This is a genomic window from Bacillus hominis, assembly GCF_030348325.1.
GTDB lineage: Bacteria > Bacillota > Bacilli > Bacillales > Bacillaceae_G > Bacillus_A > Bacillus_A hominis.
Genome location: NZ_JAUCFS010000003.1, coordinates 102,825 through 128,183, shown reverse-complemented (window position 1 = coordinate 128,183; position 25,359 = coordinate 102,825). Strand labels below are relative to the sequence as shown.

The following is a 25,359-nucleotide window of genomic DNA, read 5'->3' as shown; positions in this document are numbered from 1 at the left end:
AAAAAATGACTTCTTTACGACTAGTGTTTAACTCATTTTTTTCGGTTTGGGGAACAACCCACTTCTTAAGTTGACGGGCATGGGGTAGCGCCACACATCCATCAACTTAAGGATTTAGACTATTCTTAAACTTAAAAGCACGTTACTATTCTCTTATGTTAATGAGAAAGGGTGACGTGCTTTTTATGAATATGCATCAAAAACAAGAGCTGTCTTTATTTGCCGAAGAGTTATATCGATATATGTCTCCCGCTACACTTAATCAATTAGCTATAGAAGCAGGTGGAATGAAACGAAAACGTAAGTGCCATGGGCACCATTTTTTATCTTTGTGTGTATGGTTAAATCAACAAATCGCTACAACCTCTCTTACTCAACTTTGTAGTCAATTAGAAACTTCAACAGGAATTTTATTAAGTCCTGAGGGACTGAATCGACGATTTAACTCGGCTTCTGTAGCCTTCTTTCGAAATGTATTTACTACACTTCTACAAGCTAAAATTGGAGGATCATCTACAATTTCTCATTCTCTTTCTGCTTACTTTGAGCGGATTCGCATCCTTGATTCTACAACCTTTCAAGTTCCAGATCGATTCGCAGCTACTTATCCTGGTGCCGGAGGCTGTAGTCATACAGCTGGTGTGAAAATTCAATTAGAGTATGACTTGTTGAGTGGAGAGTTTTCTGATGTGAAAATTGAACCAGGAAAACGAAGTGATCAGGCATATGGGGCGACTCGAATGGACATGACACAAAAGAATGAACTATATATTCGTGACTTAGGGTATTTTCGTTTACAAGACTTTAAATCGATCCAAGATAAGGAAGGGTATTATTTATCGCGTCTTAAATTACCAACTAAAATATATAGAAAAGAATTCGAAACAGTGGTATTTAAAACAAAACCTGCTCAATTGAGACCGGTATATATACAAATTCATTTGGAAGACATCATGAACCAATTACAACCTGGCCAAGTGTATGAATTACATGATGTATATGTAGGGAGCAAAGACAAACTACCCACTCGCATTGTGGTTTATAGATGTACAGAGGAGCAAAAACAGAAACGTCTACATGATCGAGCTATTCGCGAAAAGAAAAAAGGGATTACATATACAGAGCGTACGAAACTTTTACAAGGAATTACGGTATATATGACAAACATTCCTACGGAATGGGTACCGAAAGAGAAAATCTATGATTTATATTCACTGCGTTGGCAAATTGAGCTGTTATTTAAAATATGGAAATCTTGGTTTCGAATTCATCGTTGTAAATCTATTAAACAAGAGCGATTAGAATGCCACCTTTATGGACAACTCATTAGTATCCTATTATGTTCTTCTACTATGTTTAAAATGAGAGAACTCCTGTTACGTAAGAAACAGAAAGAACTAAGTGAATATAAAGCGATGTACATAATTAAAGATTATTTCTTACTTTTTCATCAAGCACTACATAAAAACACCCAAGAATTATCAAAGATTCTCCTTCGTCTGTTTAACCTCCTACAGCGAAACGGACGAAAATCTCACAGATATGAGAAAAAAACAGTCTTTGATATTTTAGGTGTTGTGTATGAGTATACCACTTCTGCCCATCAGGTAGCATAGCGAAAAATTTGAAACCCGTCAGGGTTTATTTGATGTGCCTACTTTTATAACATCTATAAAAGATAATAAAAAACTACGTGGAAAGACCGCATTTTGTATAAAAATATACGTTAAGTTGATGGATGTGGGGTAGCGCCACATCGCCATCAACCTAAAGAATCATAATCCCCCATGCCCATCAACCTAATATTTTGAAGTACCCCAAAACAAAAATTTTGTCTCAACAAAGTTATCTATAAGAATTCAGTTCATTTTTTTGTTTTAGGGAGCAATTAATTTCCAATACATGTCTTAATGCGAAAATGTGATATTTCGTGATCTTACCCTCATATGCAATATTGCATATAAAATTATATTGATATAAATGTAAGCGCTTACTATAATAAGAGTATAAAGATTTACAACATCTTACTATACAAAATAAGAGGAGGAAATAATATGGCAATCGTAATGACAGTTTTAAAATTTGTAGGTGGAGCACTTCCATTAGTTCAAGAACTTTTAAAAGCATTTATGTAAGTTCATTATTTAGCAATTATTTATAAAAATTATCATATCTTAATACGAAATAAGAGGAGGAAATAATATGACAATCGCAATGGCAGTTTTGAAATTTGTAGGTGGAGCACTTCCATTCGTTCAAGAACTTTTAAAGGCATTTATGTAAGCTTATTATTTAGCAATTATTTATAAAAATTATCATATCTTAATACGAAATAAGAGGAGGAAATAATATGACAATCGCAATGGCAGTTTTGAAATTTGTAGGTGGAGTACTTCCATTAGTTCAAGAATTTTTAAAAGCATTTATGTAAATATAAGATTTGACAATCATTTATAAATCATTATCAAATCTTAAAACAAAAAAAGAATGGGATGATTTTTTTGAAAATTAAGAAAAATAACAGAAGAATAAAATTCCTAACATGTTTATTAGTTAGTTTATGCACTATTAATTATTCATCTATTTCCTTCGCAGAAACAAAAACAGGTAATTCAGCTGATGCAACAAAAAATGCTAGTGGCATTGATACTGGCATAGCAAATTTAAAGTATGATAGTAGAGATATTTTAGCAGTAAATGGTGATAAAGTAGAGAGCTTTGTTCCGAAAGAAAGTATCAATTCAAATGGTAAATTTGTAGTAGTTGAACGTGAGAAAAAATCACTTACAACTTCACCGGTCGATATCTCGATTATTGATTCTGTGGCTAATCGTACTTATCCAGGAGCATTACAACTTGCAAATAAAGCTTTTGCAGATAATCAACCTAGTTTATTAGTGGCTAAGAGAAAACCTTTGAATATTAGTATAGACTTACCTGGCATGAGAAAAGACAATACAATTACTGTCCAAAATCCTACATATGGTAATGTGTCTGGAGCAGTAGATGAATTAGTATCTACTTGGAATGAAAAATATTCAAAAACACATACGTTACCTGCAAGAATGCAGTATACAGAATCTATGGTGTATAGTAAATCTCAAATAGCAAGTGCTCTTAATGTTAACGCTAAATATCTTGACAATTCACTGAACATTGATTTTAAAGCGATTGCAGATGGAGAGAAAAAAGTGATGGTTGCGGCATATAAGCAAATCTTTTATACCGTAAGTGCAGAACTACCTAACAATCCGTCAGAACTTTTTGATAATAGTGTTACTTTTGATGAGTTAACTCGTAAAGGGGTAAGTAATGCGGCTCCGCCTGTTATGGTGTCAAATGTAGCTTATGGTAGAACAGTTTATGTGAAATTAGAAACATCATCTAAGAGCAAAGATGTACAAGCTGCCTTTAAAGCCTTAATTAAGGGGCAAGGCGTTGAAGCGAGTGGACAGTACAAAGATATTTTTGAAGACAGTACCTTTACCGCTGTAGTATTAGGCGGAGATGCAAAAGAGCATAACAAGGTTGTTTCAAAAGATTTTAATGAAATCCGAAATATCATTAAAGATAATGCAGAATTAAGTCCTAAAAATCCAGCATACCCAATTTCATATACAAGCACTTTCTTAAAAGATAATGCAACTGCTGCTGTTCATAACAATACAGATTATGTTGAGACTACAACTACAGAATATTCAAGTGCTAAAATGACGCTTGATCATTACGGTGCATATGTTGCTCAATTTGATGTATCTTGGGATGAATTCTCATATGATGAAAATGGAAAAGAAGTATTAACCCATAAAACTTGGGAAGGGAATGGCCAAGACAAAACGGCTCATTACTCTACAGTTATACCGCTTCCACCGAATTCAAAAAATGTAAAAGTCGTAGCGAGAGAATGTACAGGTCTTGCATGGGAATGGTGGAGAACAATTATTAATGAACAAAATGTTCCATTAACAAATGAAATAAAAGTTTCAATTGGAGGAACAACTTTACACCCGACTGCTAATATTAGTCATTAGGTAGAAGTGAAGCGCCCTGTAAACAGGGCGCTTTTTCAAATATATCATACTCATCAAATTGGAGAGTCAATTTAAGTAGGGGGACCGTCACATAGCCATCTAGCTAAAATTTCATAGTACCAAAGAACAAAATTTTTTGCTAACTTATAACAAATAGCTCATTGTTTCATTTTGGGGTAATTCTGAATTCTTAATTTGATGGACATAGATTGTTAACGTGAACTACTCGTCACTTAGCAAAGCTTGAAGTGGGGGCTTCTCAGTTCCGCGACGAAAGTAACTTTTCGTCTCCCTGAGCGTTACTTCTGGGTGTTCCACCCCTAGATGTCCAACGCTTGGACGCTCTCACGGTACGGTTGTTATTTTACGCAGGAACCGAATGGATTGGTTTTCGCACTCTATTTTCTTCCTGCAACCTCATATATCAAGTTATCAAAGAACTTCATATAGCTAGTTTATCAAAAGTTTTTGGCTATTCCAAACCGAAATTCATCTCCCACCTACCGCTGGGCTATCACCCTTCACACGCTTGAGGAAGGAGACTTCTTTCGGTAAATTCGTTAAAACATCATAATTTCAATTATCTAAAGACAACGGTCATTCATTAATACAATAAATGGAAGCTTATTCGATTCCCTATATTTGTATATGCGAAATTGCATAAAAATATATGTTTAAATAAGACGCGATTTTATATATAACTAGAGGTAGAGAAAGTAAATTATTGTTTAGTGTCTACGTAAAACTTTTAAGTTGATCGATGTGGCGGTATCCCTTTAAGAGAAATATTAAGCAGTTAGCCTTTGCTAATCGCACTTTTATTAGAGATATTTACCTGTTGATATTACGTTAATATGATGAAAATTCGCATAAGAATCTTAATATTTAGAAAGGAAATAAAAAAATGAAAAAATTCGCATCAACACTATGTATAGCTGGAGTGACTTTAACTATTTTAGGAGTATCTCCTCAAAGTAGCTATGCTCATCTCGATCAAATTGATTTAACTGAGAATGATCCTATTACTGCAGGATGGTCTGCAGAAGCTCCGTATCATTCTGATAAAAGTACACATTTATGGATTGCAAAACAAGCTATTGAAATTATGAAAACAGAATCTAATATTGAAGCAAATAAGCAGGCTGTGGACTTTTTAAATTATCCGCAATATAAAGATCTATTTTCTAAAGGATTATATGATGCAGATTATAATGCAGAGTTTAACGATGGTGGAACAGGAATAGGCGGCGTTTTTAAAGGCGGATGGAAATCTCATTTTTATGATCCTGATACTAAAGAAAATTATAGAGGAGAAACAAATCCAACGGCTCTTACACAAGGTAAGAAATACTTTTATGAATCTGGAGAACATTTACGAAATAAAGACTATGAAAAAGCTTTCTATTACTTAGGAGTAGCCACGCACTACTTTACAGATGCTACCCAACCTATGCATGCAGCAAATTTTACCGCAATTGATACGAGAGCTATAAAATATCATAGCTACTTTGAAAATTATGTTACAACCATTCAAAATCAATTTGCAGTCAATACTGGAGGGAATTATAACGACTCTCTATCCACACCTGAAGAATGGATTGATTATGCAGCCCGAGTAGCTAAACCTGAAATCCAAAATATTACTAATGATAAAACATTTAAGTATTATAATAGTGGTAAGGCACAATTGTGGCAAGAAATGGTTACCCCAGCTGTGCAGCGAAGCTTAGGAGAAGCTCAGCGCAATACAGCAGGTTTCTTAAATCTTTGGTTTAAAACTTTTACTGAAAATGTGAAAGCTCCAAGTATAGAGACTGCATTAATCTATGATATAGAAGGAAACGTCATAGAAGCAGGGAAAAACTATTATATCGTACCAAGTGAATCTCCTTATCAAGGTCTAACATTTGAATGGTATGTAGCAAACCGTTATGATTATGTCTCACTTGCAAGTAAAGAAAACAATGCTTTATCTGGTACACCTATAGAATTTGAATTCTACAAAGAAAATGATGCAAAGCTACACCACGGGGAGAGTATATATCTTCGCATGAAGCACTCAAATTACGACCAATTTCAATATTTAAATTGGTCTAATTATTCTAGTTGGATTCACCTTGCTCAAAAATCGGATAGTTTAGCTGACTTTAAAATTAAAATTAACCTGGATAATCCTACAGAATATAATATTTTTACAGATGACTATCCATTAAATTATGAAAATATAAATGCAGAGAAAAATTGGATCGTACTAGGTGGAAAAAAACAAAAACCTAGCTCATGGAAGTTTATACCTGTTAGATAAACTAAAAAGAAAAACACTCGTCCTTAATCAGAACGAGTGTTTTTTTATCCGTAAACGTCAAGTAACTTCACTTATTGGCAACAAACAAAAAAGCCCATCTCTTTTTTCATAAAAGATGAGCTTTTTTATTCTTCAATTATTCTAAATAACCTGTTAAAAAGAATAAAATACTGTAGCTTTGAAATAAAGTCGTACCGTTTATAAAGAAGATGTACTGTTTATAAAGAAGTTGCATCGTTTTATCCCTTTGGATTTCCTTATCTATGGGTTACTCCCCATCGCCATCAAGCTAATAAAGGAAAATACCCCCAAAATGAGAAAATTGGCATATATAGGTAAAAATATACATTTTTTTGTTTTGGAGCAACTAGTTTCATTACCTTGATGGGCATGTTGGTGAGACCCTAAAATGAACATTTGGATAGGCAATCCTTCTTCTCTTAAAATAACCTTAAATATATTATAGATTTAAGAATATCAGAAAAATAAATGGTATAATTTTCTAAAACATCCTGAATAAAGTTGATTTTAGAAAAGGAGTAGAGGGGAAATGTTTCAGAAGCTCAAATTTTATTTAATCAGTCTTGTAATTAGTTCAATGTTAGGTGGGATTATCATAGGTGCTAATTTCTTGGTCCATAACATCTATTATTTAGTTGTAGGTAAAGAATTTCATTTTAATATGTGGTCTTCCACTATTATATTTAGTATCGTATTTATTTCAGGTTTTACATATATGTTGAAAAAGGGCCCAGATATACTTGTTAATGATTAAACCAATAGTAATTCATGATCTGGTTGGCGTCTTGTTTGTTGTTAGGGAAAGATAACAAAACTAAATTTCCTTAAAATGAAAAAATACGCCATTCTTTCTATATATTTTTACAAAAAGAATAGCGTTTTTTTGATTATATGGATACAAATTTATCTTAGCTTGATGGGCATTTGGCGGTACCCATTTTTGGACTAGTTATATATATGTTATACGGAAAAAACAAAAGAAATTTAGCAAATAAGTTGAATATATTTTAGAAATACATTGTTTGCCGATCTAAATTTTTCTAATAGTGAAATGGCTTTGGTAACTTTAGAGGGGGTTCGTTTCATTGATACAAGTCTTGGAGATGAAGGTAATCCAATCACATTTGAAAGGTGTAACCTTAAAGGTAGTAAAATAAAGAATAGTAACCTTAGGAACGTGGAAATACAGCAGAGTGATATTACAGGTATGAAAATAAATGACATTCCTGTGGCAGATCTTCTCGAGCTATACTATCATGTGAATAAAAAGTAAACAATCAGTGCTTCCCTTCAAAATTGGCTCTTTTAAATAATGGATTCATTTTTGAATGATGACCTCTAAATCAAAGAAGCTTACATATTAGATATGTCTAATATGTAAGCTTCTTTATTTCTCAAGGGTTCTCAGAATTTAGGTCTTAATAATGTACGATTTTCTTTTTTTGATAAGGTGACCCCTATTAGAATTAGTACCAACAAAATGTGAACTTCGTACGTTAGACGATTCCTCACATAGAAAAAGCCGATTTCCTGTACGCTAAGGGATAATCGGCTTTTAAGATGAATAGGTCTAATCGATGTAATCATAATATCTTTTTAATGAAAGTTTAGATTTAAAACCTATCTGTTTTATAATTTGCCCCTCTAAAACTTCATTTTCGATTAGCCGTAAAATGAAGGTATTCCGTAGATGTTGTGCTGAAATTCCTTTTCGTAAATTCGCTCTTTCAACTTCAAGTCGAATCATTTTTTGAACAGCAATTTCTGTTAAGGCTTTTGGAGCATCGTTGTCATATGACCAATGATAAGTTTTTCGAGTGAAATCGTATGCTACGAATAGTGGATCATTGCTATGATATTTTGGACGAACAGGTTCAGGAATAGTTATATAATAGTTACATAATCGCTTTTTATCATCTTCAGATAAAAGAACCGTCCTCTCTATACCCACTATTCCTGGTACTGAGATCGTATTTTTTTCAAAATGAACGTGCTTCATCTGTAAACCTACAAGTTCTTTTAAGGACAAACCATTATTAATGAGTAAATGCACAATAACAATGTTACGATCCATAAGTACTGGACGAGCGGAGCGTTGTTTTTCTGTTAATCCTTCTAATGAAGTTAATATGTACTTTAGCCGTTTTTCTTCCTCTTTAGAAATAAAGTCTTCATCACGTAACGCCCGATTAGGCTGAATCATGAGATTCATATCTTCTAATGGATTAGGTAGGCCTAAATATTGATAAAGTCTACTTAGGACAATATAAACACGATGTATCGTTTTATCAGAGTAATTTCGTTGCTTCTTTAAATCATTAAAATATTCTTCATAACCCTCGGTACTAAGTGTCGTCCATATATTGCGTAAGGGAAGCTTTTTTGATTTTTGCAACCACTGACCAAAATCTTCAATATCATAAACATATCGTTTAATTGTGGAAGGTTTTCTTCCTTTATCTAATAAGAAAGAAGAAAAATGCTGTATTGTGTCTTGAAATTCTTTTGTTGGCATAGCCTTATCATCCTAATTTTTTCTTTTAGTATATCAAATTTTGAAATTAGCTTTACTTACACTACGTAATACATACTGAATTTATGTAAATATTTCTCAATATTATATTATTGCTATATGAGCTATAATATAAGTAATTCTTTTTATTATTTATATTTTGTTATTTTCTGTTGCAGAATCCTTATTATAAGGATTCCTTTTTTGTATCAAAAATCTCCAAAGAAAAAAGATAAGATCGGGAACACAATCTTATCTTTAGTACAAAGAGAATACAAAAGGGATTACTATCTTATTTATATTATATTGTTTTTTGTTAATTTTTTATCATTTTAGCCAAGAAGACTCCTTCCTCAAGGAACGTGAAGGGTCGCAGCCCAGTGAGTAGGTGGGAGATGAATTGGCTTCGGACAAGGGATGGCATGAAGCCATCTTAATTGTTCGACATATGTAAAGTGTTACTGGACAATTTGTCATTATCACTTCACTACCTATCGAATGTATGTTTGTTGTATAATAGATATATGTCGAAATGGAGGTGAAACGAATGGTTATTAATAAAGCATATAAATTTCGTATATATCCAAATAAAGCACAAGCAACTCTAATCAATAAAACGATTGGTTGTTCTCGTTTTGTATTCAATCATTTCCTATTTCTATGGGATAACGCATACAAAGAAACAGGAAAAGGTTTGACATATGGTACTTGCTCTGCCAAACTTCCTGCCATGAAGAAAGAATTTGTTTGGCTAAAAGAAGTGGATAGTATTGCTATTCAGTCGTCTGTTCGCAACCTTGCGGATGCTTATACACGTTTTTTCAAAAAACAAAACAGTGCCCCGCGTTTCAAATCTAAGAAGAACACTGTACAATCTTACACCACAAAACAAACAAATGAAAACATTGCCGTTGTAGGAAACAAAATTAAATTGCCGAAACTAGGTCTTGTTCGATTTGCCAAAAATCGTGAAGTAAATGGACGTATTTTAAATGCTACGGTTAGACGGAACCCTTCTGGCAGATACTTTGTGTCACTGTTAGTGGAAACAGAAGTGCAAGAACTTCCGAAAACACATTCTTACATTGGAATTGATGTAGGTCTAAAAGATTTTGCCATTTTGTCAGATGGAACAACCTATAAAAATCCGAAGTTTTTTCGATCATTAGAAGGGAAGTTAGCGAAAGCACAGCGTGTTCTTTCTAGAAGAACGAAAGGATCTTCTCGCTGGAATAAACAACGAATAAAGGTTGCTAGAATTCATGAATACATGACAAACACTAGAAAAGATTACTTGGACAAAATCTCAACTGAAATCATCAAAAACCACGATGTTATCGGTATAGAAGATTTGCAAGTATCGAATATGTTAAAGAATCATAAGTTAGCAAAAGCAATTAGTGAGGTATCATGGTCACAGTTTCGAACCATGTTGGAATATAAAGCAACATGGTACGGCAAACAAGTCATTGTCGTATCGAAAACATTTGCTTCAAGCCAATTATGTTCTTATTGTGGATATCAAAACAAAGACGTTAAAAATCTAAACCTACGTAAATGGGATTGCCCTTCTTGTAGTACACATCATGATAGGGATATTAACGCAAGTATCAATCTAAAGAACGAAGCGATAAGGCTTCTAACCGCAAGGACTGCGGAGATAGCCTAATAAATTAGAGTTCGATAGAACTCTTTACTTAGGAATCCCCCACTTTTAAACGAAGTGAAAGTGGGGGTAGTTCAAATCAAAACCATAAATAACAGTTATACCTATATTGAAAAATTTATTACAAAATTAGCTATAAATGATTCAAGAAGTGAATGTAAACTTTTATACAAAATTTCACATTTTAGAAAGGTAAAAAGAGCCCAATTAATTTAGGACTCTTTTTCGTTTTGGGTAATTCTAAATTCTTAAGTTGATGGATGTGAGTACCCCTATAAAAAACAATTATTTACGACGCCTTCTCTTTGCTTTTTTACGCTGATTTGTATGACTATATTTTTTTATATGAGTACTTCTGTTCTTCTTATAATTAGGTAACTTACATATAAGAATAGTAATTGCACAAAAAATGAAAAATATAAGGTTTGCAATCATCCAAAGGTTAATATCATAGTCATATAGCTTACTAAAATACTTTTTGTCACGAGTAATATGACTTACGTTACTGTCAATTGCTTCTAGGGTGTAAGGAATAATCCAAGAGGAACCAATTAATATAACAATTGTTCCAAGAATGAAACTGAGTATATGTTTTATCAAGTTCTATTCTCCTTTAATTATGTTACGTCAGTAAGCGTGATATCTTCTTTTTGTAAAACTCCCCAAAATGTGTATCTTTCTAATTCAGGAGTGACACATATCATCAGTCGCAAATAACAAATAATAGACAATTAATTTTATAAAAAATGTTGATAAAATGCACTCTTCTATTTTTGACACAATCAATAAAATAATTCATCTTTATATATTGTTTTATTGATTGTATGGGGTGAAAAACATGCAAAGCAAAGAAGAAATAATAGCGTTTTCGTTAACGGCAGGATTAGTTATACCTGCTGTGGCATTATGTGATGAAGGTCATGAAGAGGAAAAAGGACAGGCTATTTCTGATTTACCATTTGAATATTAATAGGGTTTCCATAGACTCCTGGGTGCAAAGTGAAAATGAAGTAGATTGGTATTATGTCAAGGGGATACTTATGTTTGACCCATCTGCTCCTTGTGATAATAATAGCCCTTGGTTGAAGATAGACGGTAGATGGTACTTATTCAACCCTGGTGGAAAGCTAGTTAGGAAAGAAGGTTGGGAACAGTCGTCTGCTAATGGGAAATGGATGTATTGGATTCCTGGAAATTATGGACTTGCAACAAATGAATCAAGGGTAATTGACGGGGTAACATATTACTTCGATAGTAATAGTTATATGAAATAAAAATGAAAGCATCCATTCGGGTGCTTTCATTTTTATTTTGTAGAAATTACACAATGAATGTGAAACTGAAAAAAATGGACATTTGATAAGGTTATAACATACATGTGTATAGGAATGGCTATTTTAGGCGCTGCCGTGATCGGTTTATCGTCTTATTTGTTGTTAAGGGATGATAAGGGGTAACAAAACAAACGAACACAACGAACAAAAAACACCTGAGACTATAGCCCCAGGTAAGTTTGTACAATTTGTAGTATTAAACCAGAGATTTAATCCGCTAGTATCTAAACTAGTGGAATTCAATTCATTATTTTTTCCATTCTGTAAGCTTGACATCCCATAGCAATGCGTCTGTATCAATAAATTTAATACTAAGTTCATTTGCTTTAGCCAACTCTATCTTAAAGGAACTTGTGGATGTAGATATGCTTTCTTCAGAAAATCGAATGGTTTGTACATCTTTTCCATCAATAGAAAAAATTATCTTACCGGAATGTTTGCTCGCACTATCAGGGATACCGAGATATCCCGAAAGTTTTGCATACTTACCTTTTAGCAAGTATTTAAATTGCTGAGAATTTGTCCCTTTACTACTAAACATATTTAATTTAGGTTCAATTTTTTTATGAGCCACTTCAAAGCTAGTGGAATTGTTAACATTCGGTACATATCCAGTACTTTCTGTCAGTTGATTTAGCGCTATAACGGTTCCATTTTTGGGGGATTGGTGTTCCTTTTCTAATGATTTATTAATTTCACCTACAACTACAAGTACTCCTAATGTCAAGATAAATGCTATTACACCTGTAATAATAAAGTTTTTCAAAGTATTATTAGAGCGAAATCCTATTTTATAGGCACAAAATCCTATCGTAGCACCCATTGCATTCACAATTACATCATCAATGTCAAAGCCACCAAGAAAAGTAACCATTTGTAGTACTTCTAGTATAAGAATAGAAATACAGAATGAAGTAATAAATCTAATAAAGCTACAACGATATAACATAGGAATTAATACCCCAAAAGGTATGAATGCTGTTAAATTTCCAAAATTAAAAAACCATAGATTAAAATCTTCTCTATCTACCATATTTGGCAAGCTCAAAGGAATACTACTCGGAATTAACTGGAATTCATATTCATGGTTAATATATTTTAATCCCAATCTATCGAAACCAAGGAACATAAAGTAGAGAATCAGAACGGAATATAGTCCTAATATTGCAAGGGTAATGTTACGATGTTTTCCTTTGATAATAAAACCTCCTATTACTAATAATTGTTCGTATTGATAATTTTACAAATTCTCATATTTTAAATATAACAATAAAACTATGTTGGCGTAAGTAGTAATTCGGTTCTGTTGCAAAGTTTTTAAAAGTAAGCTAAACTTTTGCAAAACAAAGCGAGGAGAATACGTCATTCCTTTCTTTTTCTCTCGAACAGCTGGATCTTGTAGACGTTTTTGTTGCTCCTCCGTACATTTATAAACCACAATGCGAGTAGGTAATTTGTCTTTGCTCCCTACATATACATTATGTAATTCATACACTTGGCCAGGTTGTAATTGGTTCATGATTTCTTCCAAATGAATTTGTATATATACCGGCCTTAGTTGAGCGGGTTCTGGTGCAAAAAAATACTGTCATTGTGTACACTATTATTATTCATAAATAAAGGACGTGTATGAAAGTGACAAAACCGGCGGATTTTAAATGGAAACATTATCAATCAGAAATCATTTTGCTAACTGTTCGATGGTACCTGCGGTACGCTTTAAGCTACAGGGATCTGGTAGAAATGATGGAAGAACGTGGTGTATCTATTACTCATACAACCATTATGCGTTGAGTCCATCAATATGGACCTGAGCTAAATAAACAAATTCGCCGTCACTAGAAGAAAACTAATGACTCATGGCGTGTTGATGAAACTTATATCAAAGTAAAAGGGAAATGGATGTATTTGTATCGAGCTGTAGATTCAGAAGGAAACACGATTGATTTTTATTTAAGTAAAAATAGAAAAGCAAAATCAGCTAAGCGCTTTTTCAAAAAAGCCTTGGCATCTTGTCATGCGACAATACCACGTGTAGTCACAGTTAATAAGCATCGATCTTATCCAAAAGCAGTGAAACTTTCAAAAAAAGAGGATGATTTATCCGAATGTTTAGAACTAAAGCAAATAAATTATTTGAATAATATGGTCGAACAGAATCATCGCTTTATTAAAAAATTAGTACGCCCCATGTTAGGATTTCAATCCTTTCAAACTGCAACAAAGATACTGGCTAGTATCGAAGCTATGCATATGATCAAAAAAGGTCAAACTTCTCAAGGGACGAAGTCTGTCCAAAAACAGATGGCGCTATAATCCATCATCTATTCGGTTTATCGGCATAAGGGTAGATTCCGTTAGGAATATGGCGTCCTCTATTTCTATTCCATTATATTTGCACCAGAATCAAAATTCCTTTATTAGTAGTAAAACTCCGAGGAGAGACAAGACTTCAATCGAGAACCAAAACATATCTTTTTGAGGTTTTTTAAACTCAATTATTTAGAGAAAAATAAAAATAAAGCAATGACTATTACAATACAGAGACGGATTACATCATAATTTTTAATAATAATAATATATAGATATTAGTATTATATATATCAAAAGCTAACTGCTCGGCTGGTTCTCCAAAAGGGGAAGGAGAAAGGTTAGGGACTTCATTAAATGAGTTCTGGCTATCGCCTATCTACATTATTGACGGAATATTGAGTTTTATTTACTGTAAGATTCATATTTAAATTAAAATCTCTGTTATTAATATTATCATCCCTATAAGAAGCAAGAATTCCAAAATACACTTTTCTGTGACTTTTTAAATTCTTTTATTAAAGAGAAGATGGAACCAATTGCTACAAAGATGAAAAGAATGAGTCGTGTCATATCTGGCATTTGAATCACTCATAAGGTTTGAATAGATTCATTATATAACATTTTAAAGATTTTCAGATAATTAAGCAAAATTTAAACAAAATAATCCTTTTACGAAAAAAGGTCCTGTTGTCTCCAACAGAACCTTTCCTAAAATGGCAAAGAGTAACTCTTACCTTACTCTTCTGCTATATAATACACAAAAAACGTATAGTTGTATATAACAATAAATACCAATATAAATATTTGAATAAAGTGTTTAAGAGTATTTTATCAGAGCTTAATATAAGGAATCAAATTACAAATGTTGATTTATCAATGAATATTAATGATGCGCTATTAAATGATAGTTAATAAAGTGATATTACAATAAACAAATATGAAATATTGCATATTCAATTGAAATAGAAAATTACAAGTGGAAAGTGAGGAATAACAATGGGACTAGGAAACCGTGGTATGGCATTTGAAATGCATATTAATCTAGCGAATGAAATGTATCAACGAGGGGGAGTAGCGCTTATAAACAAGCGTCCGACTCCTGTGAAGGTGTTAAAAAGTAAAGGTGGCCGTGTATTAAATGGATTCTATGAAGCAAAAACTACAGAGAATCCTACACGATTAGATAGATAATCTGTTTTATAGGAGTAGCAGATTATCGTTATTCATATTTCCCTGACTGTATCCTTTATTTATCAGGGTCTTTTAAGATAGCCTTTTTTTAGGAGGGAAGTCCCAAGCTAACCACTACTCCAGCGTGATCGGACGGCCAGAGAGCGGTTGACGTTCTGTCATGCTGTTCTTCTCCTACCACATCCGCCACAATTGGGTTCCAACCGTTTTTTAACAAAATAAAATCTATTCTTTTGTTTAGAGAGGACGCGGCATTCAATAGAACAGAACCCTGGCAACAGGTAAGTCCTTTTCATTTACCCACCTGTATCCAAACATCTCGAAATCAAGCATTGATAAAATTCCCTTATGTTGGTGTGCTGGTTCCACTAGCATTTGAATTCAAATCTCCTATAATGATTAGCGGTATCTTTAATGCTGGTTATGATGATTTCATTGTAAGCTCTGACGTTGATCAGGAGTTTTATAAGAATATCAAGGATAAAAAATGTTATTCAATTAGCTATGATGTGATAAGTTTCGATGATATTGTTTCTGTGAACGAAATGCTGAAAGTAAAAGATATAGATAGTAAAAATATTTCAAGCGAAGTTGCAGCCTTGTAAAGCACCTTTAATAGCCTTAACCGCCTGTTTTTAATAGTATCCATTCTGATTTTAGCAATAGGTCTCTTTATCAGCATCATTCTGCTTGTTAAGTTGCAAAATTCAAGATATAGAGAATTGGGGTTACTATCTGCACTAGGTTTTAGTAAAGGCGCAATACGAAGAATGATACTCAGTGAAAATGTATTGTTATCGGGAATGGCGTCTGTTTTTAATGCTTTTCTAATTAGTTTCACATATTTTGTCAGTATTGCTTTTGATCTTGGTTTAGTTATCACGATACTTCAAATGTTTCTTTCCATTTTAGTAACAGCAATTATTGTTATCGTGATCAGCATAACAGCAAGTTATAAGCTTATTAATACTGAGCCTGCTGAGGCACTAAGAAAGTAAAAAATTCATTAGGGGTACCGCTACATGCCCATCGAGCTAAAATTTTGAAATATCTCAAAAGCGAAAATTTTATATCTCTACAGTTATTTATGGGGAATTCAGCTCGTTTTTTTTGTTTTTGTAATAATTTATTACTTGTATGGGGCTTATAAGGGACTATTCAGTGTGGATTGAGAAAATTTAACTACCATATAAAGCGATAAAGTGATAAAGTGTTAGTTGCTGTGCATGTTATTATAAAAAAGAGAGCCTTCCCGGATGATGTTTGTAATAGTTTAGCTTATACGATTTTAGGAAATTAATAGCATTTTATACCGCTATTATTTACCTAATTTCCAAGAAATAGAGGTGATTGTAGGTGACTAAACCTTTTAAAAAAAATAGTCGTTATATGGTTGGATTAGACGGTCTAAGGGGCCTAGCTATACTAGGTGTTATTTTGTATCATATTAATTTTAATTGGATGCCTGGAGGATTTTTAGGGGTTACTGTATTTTTTGTACTCTCAGGTTATTTAATTACAGATATTCTAGCGATGGAGTGGAAGAGAAATAAGAGAATTGATTTGAAGAAATTCTGGCTTAGTAGGGCAAGGAGATTGCTTCCAGCAATGTTTGTTATGCTCGTTATAACGTTGGCATGGATTACGATTTTTCATAGCTCTTTACTTGAAAAAATGCGTGGAGATTCATTAGCGGCGTTATTTTATGTTAGTAACTGGTGGTATATCTATCATAAATTATCGTACTTTGATAATTTTAACCAGCTTTCTCCATTGAATCATTTTTGGTCGTTAGCAGTTGAGGAACAATTCTATGTTGTCTGGCCGTTTATCATTAGTTTAGGACTTTACCACATAAAAAAACAATCCCGTATGATTTTATTGATTTGTCTGGGAGCTGTTGCTTCAGCTTTAGCGATGGCAATTTTGTATGAACCTGGAACTGATCCGAGCAGAATTTATTATGGCACAGATACGAGGGCCTTTTCTTTACTTATTGGAGCGGCACTTGCCTTAATTTGGCCAAGCAATAGGCTTGCAAATAAAATTATTCCAAAGGCGCGTCTCATTCTTGATGTAGTGGGAGGAACTGCTCTTATTATTATATTGCTTATGTTTTGGAAGACGAATCAATATGATCCGTTTCTATACAATGGAGGAATGGTTCTCTTATCAATTGTAACAGCCTTGTTAGTCGCTAACCTTGCGCATCCGGCTAGTAGAATCGCACTATTTTTGAGATTTAGACCACTGCTTTGGATGGGCGTGCGATCATATGGAATATATCTTTGGCATTATCCGATTATTGCATTGACGACTCCGAAGGTAAATGCTGGAGATTTTTCACTAATAAGAGCAATTTTTCAATTTCTTCTTATTATAATGATTGCGCAAATTTCATGGAAGTATATTGAAAAACCAATCCGACAAGGTGCGCTCCGAAATATTGAGTTTAAGAATTTAAGAATTCAAAATGTCGCTTTAGGTGTTAAGTTAGCTTTAATTTGTGCAGTATTCGTTTCGTCGATAGCCGTCTTTGGGTTATCAAAAGTTAGTAAGGCTAAGGAGAATCCTCAACTAGATAAGGCGGAAGCAGTACAAACACAACCTGCGAAACATCCAGTTGCATATTGGGATAATCCAACTCAAGAGACGCCTCAAAATCAAGAAGAATCAAAAGAAGTAAATTCTGCGCAACCTAAAGATGCTCACACCGTTACTGCAATAGGCGATTCCGTTATGATTGATATTGCTCCGTATTTAAAAAATACTTTTCCTGATATTAGGATTGATGCACAAATTGGTCGCCAACTGTCAAAAGCGATTCCTGTAGTTGAACAGTTAAAGAATGAAGGGAATTTAGGAAACTATGTCATTATTGGATTAGGTACAAATGGAGCCTTTACTACTGAGCAACTTGTATCATTAATAAATTTAATTGGGAATGAACGTAAAATAATATTTATTAATACGAGGGTACCACGTCCGTGGGAATCAATCGTGAATGAGAGATTAAAAGCGACAACATCTGAATATCCGAATATAACTCTAGTAGATTGGTATGCAGCAAGTGCTGGAAAGGGAGAGTACTTTGCACCTGATGGTGTGCATTTAACCAAAGTAGGTGCAGAAGCATACGCAGCACTTGTAGCCAAAGCGGTGAATCAATAATTAGATATATTTTATTAACTTCTTTTGCAAAATTAACTGAAATGTAAAAGATCTATGGTTGAGGAAGACAAATTTTTTGCAGTCATCAATAATTTCTGTAATTCATTATACGTCGAAAAAGCGAAGTTTGGTTGAAGACTCCGTCTTTTTTATACAGGGCATGAATGGTTTCGATGCCTTTTACTATACGTGAGGCATGACGAATGTTTTGAAATCCTGCGGATTTGGAAAAGTGTCTGTCGCTTTACATGTCGCTGGTCCTGTTCTGTGAGATTATTTATAGGAAGAAAGAATGTAACTTCCTAACTTTAAAAATAAACCCAAAGAATTATTTAATTCTTTGGGCTTATTTTTGGTTCTGGTGCAAAAATGATTACGTAGATAATCCAACATGAATGTTATATTCTCATGAGAATGAGTTGTTCGGAAATCAATATAAAAATCCGTCTTTTTATACTTTGTAAAGATTGAACGTTCGTAATTACTCTCATATTTTTGTGTATATTTTGACAGCATTCGAGGTTTGCACCAGAACCCTCTAATTGTACCATCAGCAAGGACAATTTTGTGCAAATTTGGATGAATAGGACATCCATGTAAAGTTAACATAACGTCCCATTATCGGTAGAAAAAATGTTATAGCCTTAATTACATAAAGAAAAAGAATCCCTTATGGTTTCTAGGATTCTTTTTCTTGTTTAAAGTTTGCTCATACAAATGATCTGCACATCAATTCATCTTTGATATACAGATCATTTGTATGATAATTCTTATAAATAATTGCTAAATGATAAGCCTACATAAATGCTTTTAAAAGTTCTTGAACGAATGGAAGTACTCCACCTACAAATTTCAAAATTGCCATTGCGATTTCCATAATCATTTCCTCCTTTTTTATATTAAGATATTATGAATCTTTATACTCTCATTATAGTAAGCGCTTATATAGATAGCAATTTATTTTAATATGCAATATTTCATATTAAAAGACGGCTTATATTGTTATGATAGAAAAGGTAAATTCTACAGCATTTTTCGATGTACTGCGAAGCTAATGATTATGAAAGTTCCAGTAGGTAAAAAGGGAGAAGGATTTTTATAATTCTTTTCCCTTTTTATATGTTCACAAACAGAACATATCTATAATAAGAGAGTGGTTGTATACGATTATTTATTTCACTCCCTTTTCCTCATATCTCTTTACAACCCGATAAAAAGGTTCGACTTGAGGGGAACGAAGAAACTTATATATCATTATTAAATCATTTAAACAAGTAGGTGATAGTATGGGAACATTGTTAGAGGAATGTATTGAAACTTTGGGACAGAATATAAGAATCTTATCTAAAGAAGAAAGAGAAATGGTTCTTATAAATTTTGAAACTAATTTTTATATTACACAAGGGGGACGTATTGAATGGTCAAAAATAACTCAGTGCATTGAAATAAATACAATTGATGAATAATTTCATATTTGAATAGTTGTTACGATGAATATAATAAGAAGGTTTATTTAATTTGGGATGAAGGGAAATTACCAATTAGTAAGACAGACTTAGATAAGGTTTTCGAAGTAATAGACGATGTTAATGCGGTTAGCTTTGATACTTGGATATATGGGTTCTGGTGCGAAAATTTCAAGACTATTGCAAGTAATCTCCTAAACTTGGACATACTGATAGTATGATTCTAAAAAAGGTGCGTGATCAGTATGGAAAAATTACAGAAGACAGAAGGTGTGCGGTATGAGTTTACTAGATAGTATCAAAATTGCCCTATCTTCTATTCTAGCTCATAAGCTGCGCTCAGCCCTTACAATGCTAGGGATTATTATCGGTGTAGGTTTTATTATTACCGTTGTTGCGATTGGACAGGGCGGGGAAGCTGCATTAAAATCACAATTTGTTGGTTCTGGAAATAGTGTGATTTCTATTCATTATAAGGCCAACATGAATGATCCATCCGGTATGGAATCAATAGGACAACCGAAATTGACAGAAGAAGATATTTTTGAAATTAAGAAGATTCCAGAGAATGCACATGTAATTAAGACAAATTAAAATATGGAAACACTAGATGTTAATGATAAAAAAGGTCATTCTTTAAATGATACAGATATTGAACAAGGAAATAATGTTGTCATGATTAGCGCGGGTTTAGAAAAAAGGATATTTGAAAAAGAGAATCCCATTGGAAAAATCATTGAAATGAAAGGCCAACCAATGCAAATCGTTGGTGTATATGAAGCTACAGGTGGATTTATGGGAATGGGAGATTCCGAGGCGTTATTTCATTAACGTTATGGCCAACGTTGTATGGAACAGATGAAATTCAAAGTATTTCCGTCCAAGCGAAAAAAATCGATAATTTAGATGCCGCTGGAAAGAAAGCAGCTGATGTATTAAATAGTCGTAAGCAAAGTGAGTTTACAGGTAAATATGAGGTACTAAACTTAAAAGAAATTCAAGAGGGTATTTCTAAAATGACAAATATCATGACGATGATTATTGGTGGTATCGGTGTTATGAACATTATGCTTGTATCTGTAACAGAGCGTACTCGTGAGATTGGGGTACGTAAAGCACTTGGAGCAACGCGTAGTAAAATCTTACTACAGTTCTTAATTGAAGCTGTTATGTTAACGCTTCTTGGGGGACTAATTGGAATTGGCCTTGGTTATGGAGGTGCATATATTGTGTCAACATTTGCAAAATGGCCACCACTTGTTTCATGGCAAGTAGTCGTTGGCGGTGTGTTATTCTCTATGACACTTGGTATTATTTTCGGGTTGATTCCAGCGAACAAAGCAGCAAAATTAGATCCAATTGAAGCCCTTCGTTATGAATAAGTTTATTAGTAGAAAGCTATTTATTTAATGTGGTTCTGATAAAAAGATAAAACAAAAAAGAATCCCCCGTTTCTTTTGGGATTCTTTTTTGTTTGCAAAGGTATGTTTATCTGAACACACATAAATTTACAAGGTTTTTAAACACAAAAATAGGAGGCATTTTATGATTTTTTGTTCAACATTACCGTGTACAGAAATGTACAAAGAAAGAATATGCAATATTGCATTTTACATTATTTCATCGGGATAATATGTTATTTATTGAATGTAATATATAAATGGAGGAAATGTTATGAACAAGAAATCAAGGTTTACCCAAATGATGCTCGGTATTAGTACAATGGCCTTATCATTTGGAAGTATCCAAACACAAGTATCAGCGGAAGAAAACACACCTTATAATGTGTTACAAAAGAAACCAATTGGGATAGAAACTTCAACAGATGAAATTGCACATTCTACAAAAGCAGACGAAACATTGTCTTATGAAGAACGTTTAAAAGTAGGCGATTTTTCACAACGTCCAGCTCCGGTCGTGAAACGAGCAGCGGCAAAACAATTTCAGCAAAAGTATTCTGTGGCAGAGCTGAATAGAATGAGTAATGACGAATTCATCGATACATTGGCAAGTATTAGTTGGAATCAAATTACAGATTTAGATCAATTTAATCAAGAAACAAAAGAGTTTTATCAGAATAAAGAGCGAATACAGGTTATTATTGATGAATTAGGTCGTCGTGGAAGCACATTTACAAAAGATGATACAAAAGGGATTGAGACGTTTGCTGAAGTATTACGTTCCATATCTTATGTAGGCTTTAATAATAAAGAGGTAAGCTATTTAAATGAGAGAAGCTTTCATGATAAATGTTTACCTGCATTAAAAGCAATTGCAAAAAATCCGAATTTTAAATTTGGTACAGATAAACAGGATGCAGTGGTATCTGCATACGGTAAATTAATTAGAAACGCTTCTTGTGATGCTGAAACAGTTCAATATGCGGCGAATATATTAAAGCAATATAACGATAATATTTCCACATATATAAGTGACAAGAAGAAAGGGGACGCCTTGTATGAGCTTATACAAGGGATTGATGATGATATACAGTCTTACTTGTTTGAGACACGTAAAAAAGCGGATGAAACAATATGGTATGGGAAAATTGATGGTTACATAAATGAAGTTAGTCGAATGGCTCTTTTGAACCATCTAACAACAGAAAATAAATGGTTAATTAATAATGGTATATATTATACTGGTCGTTTAGGGAATTTCCATAGTAATCCAAATAAACCTTTAGAAGTACTTACACAAGCAATGCATATGTACCCTCGTTTAAGTGAGGCTTATTTTAATGCGGTAGAGCAAATTTCAACAAACTATGGTGGAAAAGATTATAACGGAAATACAGTAGATTTTAAGAAAATACGTGAAGAAGGCCAGCAGCAGTACTTACCAAAAACGTATACATTCGATGACGGCTCTATTGTATTTAAAACAGGAGATAAAGTAACGGAAGAAAAGGTTAAGAAACTATATTGGGCTGCAAAAGAAGTAAAAGCGCAGTATCATCGTGTAATTGGAAAAGATGGAGCGTTAGAATCAGGGAAAGCTGATGATGTACTGACAATCGTCATTTATAATAATCCAGATGAATATAAACGAAATAGCCAACTATATGGATATGATACGAATAATGGTGGAATTTATATTGAAGGAATCGGAACGTTCTTTACATTTGAGCGTACACCGCAGCAAAGTCGTTATAGTTTGGAAGAATTGTTCCGTCATGAATTTACACACTATTTACAGGGAAGATACGAAGTTCCAGGATCATGGGGACAAGGAGAAATGTATCAAGATCAACGTTTGACTTGGTTTGAAGAAGGAAATGCAGAATTTTTTGCAGGATCTACTCGTACGAATAATGTTGTTCCGCGCAAAAGTATAATTAGTGGATTATCATCTGATCCTGCGAAACGTTATACAGCAGAACGAACATTATTTTCGAAATATGGAGAAGGAGAAGGAGACGAAAAATGGAACTTTTATAATTATTCTTTTGCACTGCAGTCTTACTTATATACTCATCAATTTGAAACTTTCGATAAGATTCAAGATTTCATTCGTGCAAATGATGTGAAGAATTATGATGCATATCGTGAAGCTTTAAGTAAGGATCCAAATTTAAATAAAGGATACCAAGACTATATGAAGCAGTTAATTGATAATCAGGGTACATATAATACTCCGCAAGTATCAGATGATTATTTAGCTACCCCTTCACCAAAGCCACTAGCTGATGTAAAGAAAGACATTACAGATGTAGCAAAGATAAAAGATGCAACGATTACAAAGCATAAGTCTCAATTTTTTGATACGTTTACATTAGAAGGGACATATACAGGTGGCGTAACAAAAGGAGAATCTGAGGATTGGAAAACGATGAGCAAGAAAATCAATCAATCTTTAGAACAGTTAGCGCAAAAAGAATGGAGCGGCTACAAAACAGTTACAGCGTATTTTGTTAATTATCGTGTGAATGCGAAAAATCAATTTGAATATGATGTTGTATTCCATGGTGTTGCAACGGGAGAAGAAGAAAAACAGACTGTTAAAGTAAATATGAATGGACCGTACAATGAAATATTAAATGAAAAAGTTGAGTTTCATAGCGATGGTACAGAAAGCACAGGTGGAAAAATTGTTTCTTATCTCTGGGATTTTGGGGATGGTACAACAAGTACAGAAGCAAATCCTACTCATGTATATGGAAAAGAGGGAACATATACTGCAAAGCTAACAGTGAAAGATAATAAAGGAAAAGTAGGCCGAGGACAAACATCGGTTACCGTAAAACAGGATGAGCCAGCAGGTCATAACTATCAAAATGCAAAGGTAATTCGTTTTAATAAGCTTTCAAAAGGAAATATGGATCGTCCGAATATGGCGTATATGCACACATTCAATGTCACATCTCCAAAAGAAGTAGATATTTCTTTTATAGATGAACAGGAAATTGGGATACAATGGGATGTATATCACGAATCAGATTTAGAACATCCTGTTATTACGGGCCAAGCGGATGGAAATAATATAAAAGGGAAATTTGAAGCGAAACCTGGGAAGTATTATTTAGTCTCATTTTTTGAAAAGGAAAACGGAAAGGGAACATATTCGGTTCTGTTGCAAAGTTAGAAAAAATATAGAGAGGTCTACAGATTGGAAATAGACTTTAAGCAATCGCTACTAATTGCTGTAGTTCTTTGTACACTGAAAAGACGGAGTCTGATTCAAGACTTCGTCTTTGTTTATATATGGCCTGAATCGTTTCAATCCCCTTTATGGTTCGTGAAGAATGACGAAGATTTTGAAAGCGGATTTGGCAAAACGTCTCTTTACATGCCTATGATCCTGTTCAATCAGGTTATTGAGATATTTAACGGTACAATGTTTTGTACGTACATAAAAGCCGTTCTTCTTCAGTTTTTTGAACGCACAAAGCAAGGCCGGAGCTTTGTCTGTAGTGAGAACTGTTGGTTCTCCAAAATGTTTTACTAATCTTTTCATAAAGGCATAGGCAGCCTGATGATCCCGTTTTTTACGAAGTTGAATATTCAACGTGTTTCCATCTTTATCAATTGCACGATAGAGATAACGCCATTCTCCCTTAACTTTGATATACGTCTCATCCAAATGCCAAGATAAGCGTGCAGATTTATTTTTTACTTTCCAAATTTGATAGATGAGATTTCCATATTCATGAACCCATCGCATGATGGTTGTTGGATGAACTGAAATACCACGTTCTTTCAGGATTTCAGATACATCGCGATAACTTAAAGAAAAACGGCAGTAGTAGCCGACAGCTACTAAAATGATATCTCTCTTGAATTGTTTTCCTTTAAAGTACCTCATGTCTGATTCTCCTATATCCTGTTTTCTAGAGTGTAGCTTCATGTA

Annotated in this window: 16 protein-coding genes and 7 pseudogenes; 17 read left to right on the top strand and 6 right to left on the bottom strand. The window is 33.5% G+C overall.

Features of this window, described 5'->3' with window-relative positions; genetic code table 11:
- Nucleotides 1-185 precede the first annotated feature (185 nt).
- From QUF93_RS01025 to QUF93_RS01005, 5 genes and pseudogenes are all read left to right on the top strand, one after another.
- Nucleotides 186-1,616: an IS4-like element ISBce2 family transposase gene (locus tag QUF93_RS01025; RefSeq protein ID WP_080019313.1), complete on the top strand. Its 1,431-nt coding sequence runs from the start codon at nucleotides 186-188 to the stop codon at nucleotides 1,614-1,616.
- Between the two features lie 876 nt (nucleotides 1,617-2,492).
- Nucleotides 2,493-4,031, top strand: a complete 1,539-nt coding sequence (locus QUF93_RS01020; RefSeq protein WP_289361118.1) for a thiol-activated cytolysin family protein — start codon at nucleotides 2,493-2,495, stop codon at nucleotides 4,029-4,031.
- A gap of 904 nt (nucleotides 4,032-4,935) precedes the next feature.
- Nucleotides 4,936-6,336: a zinc dependent phospholipase C family protein gene (locus QUF93_RS01015; RefSeq protein WP_289361117.1), complete on the top strand. Its 1,401-nt coding sequence runs from the start codon at nucleotides 4,936-4,938 to the stop codon at nucleotides 6,334-6,336.
- 550 nt (nucleotides 6,337-6,886) lie between these two features.
- Nucleotides 6,887-7,111, top strand: coding sequence for a hypothetical protein (locus QUF93_RS01010; protein WP_289361116.1), 225 nt, complete (start codon nucleotides 6,887-6,889; stop codon nucleotides 7,109-7,111).
- Nucleotides 7,112-7,357: 246 nt separating this feature from the next.
- Nucleotides 7,358-7,630, top strand: a pseudogene (locus tag QUF93_RS01005) (pentapeptide repeat-containing protein); the annotation flags it as partial.
- A gap of 297 nt (nucleotides 7,631-7,927) precedes the next feature.
- Here QUF93_RS01005 and QUF93_RS01000 read toward each other — a convergent pair.
- Nucleotides 7,928-8,872, bottom strand: coding sequence for a tyrosine-type recombinase/integrase (locus QUF93_RS01000; RefSeq protein ID WP_289361115.1), 945 nt, complete (start codon nucleotides 8,870-8,872; stop codon nucleotides 7,928-7,930).
- 544 nt (nucleotides 8,873-9,416) lie between these two features.
- On the opposite strand from QUF93_RS01000, the gene tnpB reads away from it, so the two are divergent.
- Entirely contained in the window at nucleotides 9,417-10,538 is a 1,122-nt protein-coding gene (gene tnpB / locus QUF93_RS00995) for an IS200/IS605 family element RNA-guided endonuclease TnpB (protein WP_289361114.1), read from the top strand.
- Nucleotides 10,539-10,820: 282 nt separating this feature from the next.
- Here the strand turns inward: tnpB and QUF93_RS00990 are convergent, their stop codons facing one another.
- Nucleotides 10,821-11,135: a hypothetical protein gene (locus tag QUF93_RS00990; RefSeq protein ID WP_289361113.1), complete on the bottom strand. Its 315-nt coding sequence runs from the start codon at nucleotides 11,133-11,135 to the stop codon at nucleotides 10,821-10,823.
- A gap of 238 nt (nucleotides 11,136-11,373) precedes the next feature.
- Between QUF93_RS00990 and QUF93_RS00985 the strand changes: the two genes are divergently transcribed.
- Nucleotides 11,374-11,505 (top strand): hypothetical protein, encoded by a 132-nt coding sequence (locus QUF93_RS00985; protein WP_289361112.1) that lies wholly within the window; start codon nucleotides 11,374-11,376, stop codon nucleotides 11,503-11,505.
- A 70-nt stretch (nucleotides 11,506-11,575) separates the two neighbouring features.
- Nucleotides 11,576-11,809: a hypothetical protein gene (locus QUF93_RS00980; protein WP_289361111.1), complete on the top strand. Its 234-nt coding sequence runs from the start codon at nucleotides 11,576-11,578 to the stop codon at nucleotides 11,807-11,809.
- A 307-nt stretch (nucleotides 11,810-12,116) separates the two neighbouring features.
- Here QUF93_RS00980 and QUF93_RS00975 read toward each other — a convergent pair whose 3' ends face one another.
- Together QUF93_RS00975 and QUF93_RS00970 are read right to left on the bottom strand one after the other, a co-directional pair.
- Nucleotides 12,117-13,013 (bottom strand): VanZ family protein, encoded by an 897-nt coding sequence (locus QUF93_RS00975; RefSeq protein ID WP_289375175.1) that lies wholly within the window; start codon nucleotides 13,011-13,013, stop codon nucleotides 12,117-12,119.
- A 204-nt stretch (nucleotides 13,014-13,217) separates the two neighbouring features.
- Nucleotides 13,218-13,448: pseudogene (locus QUF93_RS00970) on the bottom strand (IS4 family transposase); the annotation flags it as partial.
- A 56-nt stretch (nucleotides 13,449-13,504) separates the two neighbouring features.
- Between QUF93_RS00970 and QUF93_RS00965 the strand changes: the two are divergent.
- The 5 genes and pseudogenes from QUF93_RS00965 to QUF93_RS00945 all read left to right on the top strand — a co-directional run bounded on the left by QUF93_RS00965 (nucleotide 13,505) and on the right by QUF93_RS00945 (nucleotide 18,544).
- A pseudogene (locus tag QUF93_RS00965) lies at nucleotides 13,505-14,214 on the top strand (IS6 family transposase).
- A 964-nt stretch (nucleotides 14,215-15,178) separates the two neighbouring features.
- Nucleotides 15,179-15,346: pseudogene (locus QUF93_RS00960) on the top strand (Holliday junction resolvase RecU); the annotation flags it as partial.
- Nucleotides 15,347-15,606: 260 nt separating this feature from the next.
- Nucleotides 15,607-15,978 (top strand): hypothetical protein, encoded by a 372-nt coding sequence (locus QUF93_RS00955; protein ID WP_289361110.1) that lies wholly within the window; start codon nucleotides 15,607-15,609, stop codon nucleotides 15,976-15,978.
- A 24-nt stretch (nucleotides 15,979-16,002) separates the two neighbouring features.
- Nucleotides 16,003-16,371: an FtsX-like permease family protein gene (locus tag QUF93_RS28800; RefSeq protein ID WP_353050834.1), complete on the top strand. Its 369-nt coding sequence runs from the start codon at nucleotides 16,003-16,005 to the stop codon at nucleotides 16,369-16,371.
- Between the two features lie 358 nt (nucleotides 16,372-16,729).
- Nucleotides 16,730-18,544 carry an acyltransferase family protein gene (locus QUF93_RS00945; protein WP_289361108.1) on the top strand — a complete coding sequence of 605 codons (1,815 nt, stop codon included), beginning with the start codon at nucleotides 16,730-16,732 and terminating at the stop codon, nucleotides 18,542-18,544.
- 32 nt (nucleotides 18,545-18,576) lie between these two features.
- Here QUF93_RS00945 and QUF93_RS00940 read toward each other — a convergent pair.
- Nucleotides 18,577-18,825, bottom strand: a pseudogene (locus QUF93_RS00940) (hypothetical protein); the annotation flags it as partial.
- A 1,005-nt stretch (nucleotides 18,826-19,830) separates the two neighbouring features.
- Between QUF93_RS00940 and QUF93_RS00935 the strand changes: the two are divergent.
- The 4 genes and pseudogenes from QUF93_RS00935 (at nucleotide 19,831) to colA (ending at nucleotide 24,594) form a co-directional block, all read left to right on the top strand.
- On the top strand, nucleotides 19,831-20,010 hold the full coding sequence (locus QUF93_RS00935; protein ID WP_002187481.1) for a CDI toxin immunity protein: 180 nt from the start codon (nucleotides 19,831-19,833) through the stop codon (nucleotides 20,008-20,010).
- A gap of 8 nt (nucleotides 20,011-20,018) precedes the next feature.
- Nucleotides 20,019-20,231 (top strand): CDI toxin immunity protein, encoded by a 213-nt coding sequence (locus QUF93_RS28960; protein ID WP_419761141.1) that lies wholly within the window; start codon nucleotides 20,019-20,021, stop codon nucleotides 20,229-20,231.
- A 58-nt stretch (nucleotides 20,232-20,289) separates the two neighbouring features.
- Nucleotides 20,290-21,392 (top strand): annotated as a pseudogene (locus QUF93_RS00930) (ABC transporter permease).
- Between the two features lie 292 nt (nucleotides 21,393-21,684).
- A complete protein-coding gene (colA, locus tag QUF93_RS00925; RefSeq protein ID WP_289361107.1) occupies nucleotides 21,685-24,594 on the top strand; it encodes a collagenase ColA in 2,910 nt (969 codons plus the stop codon).
- A gap of 37 nt (nucleotides 24,595-24,631) precedes the next feature.
- Here the strand turns inward: colA and QUF93_RS00920 are convergent.
- Nucleotides 24,632-25,314: pseudogene (locus QUF93_RS00920) on the bottom strand (IS6 family transposase).
- Between the last annotated feature and the right edge of the window lie 45 nt (nucleotides 25,315-25,359).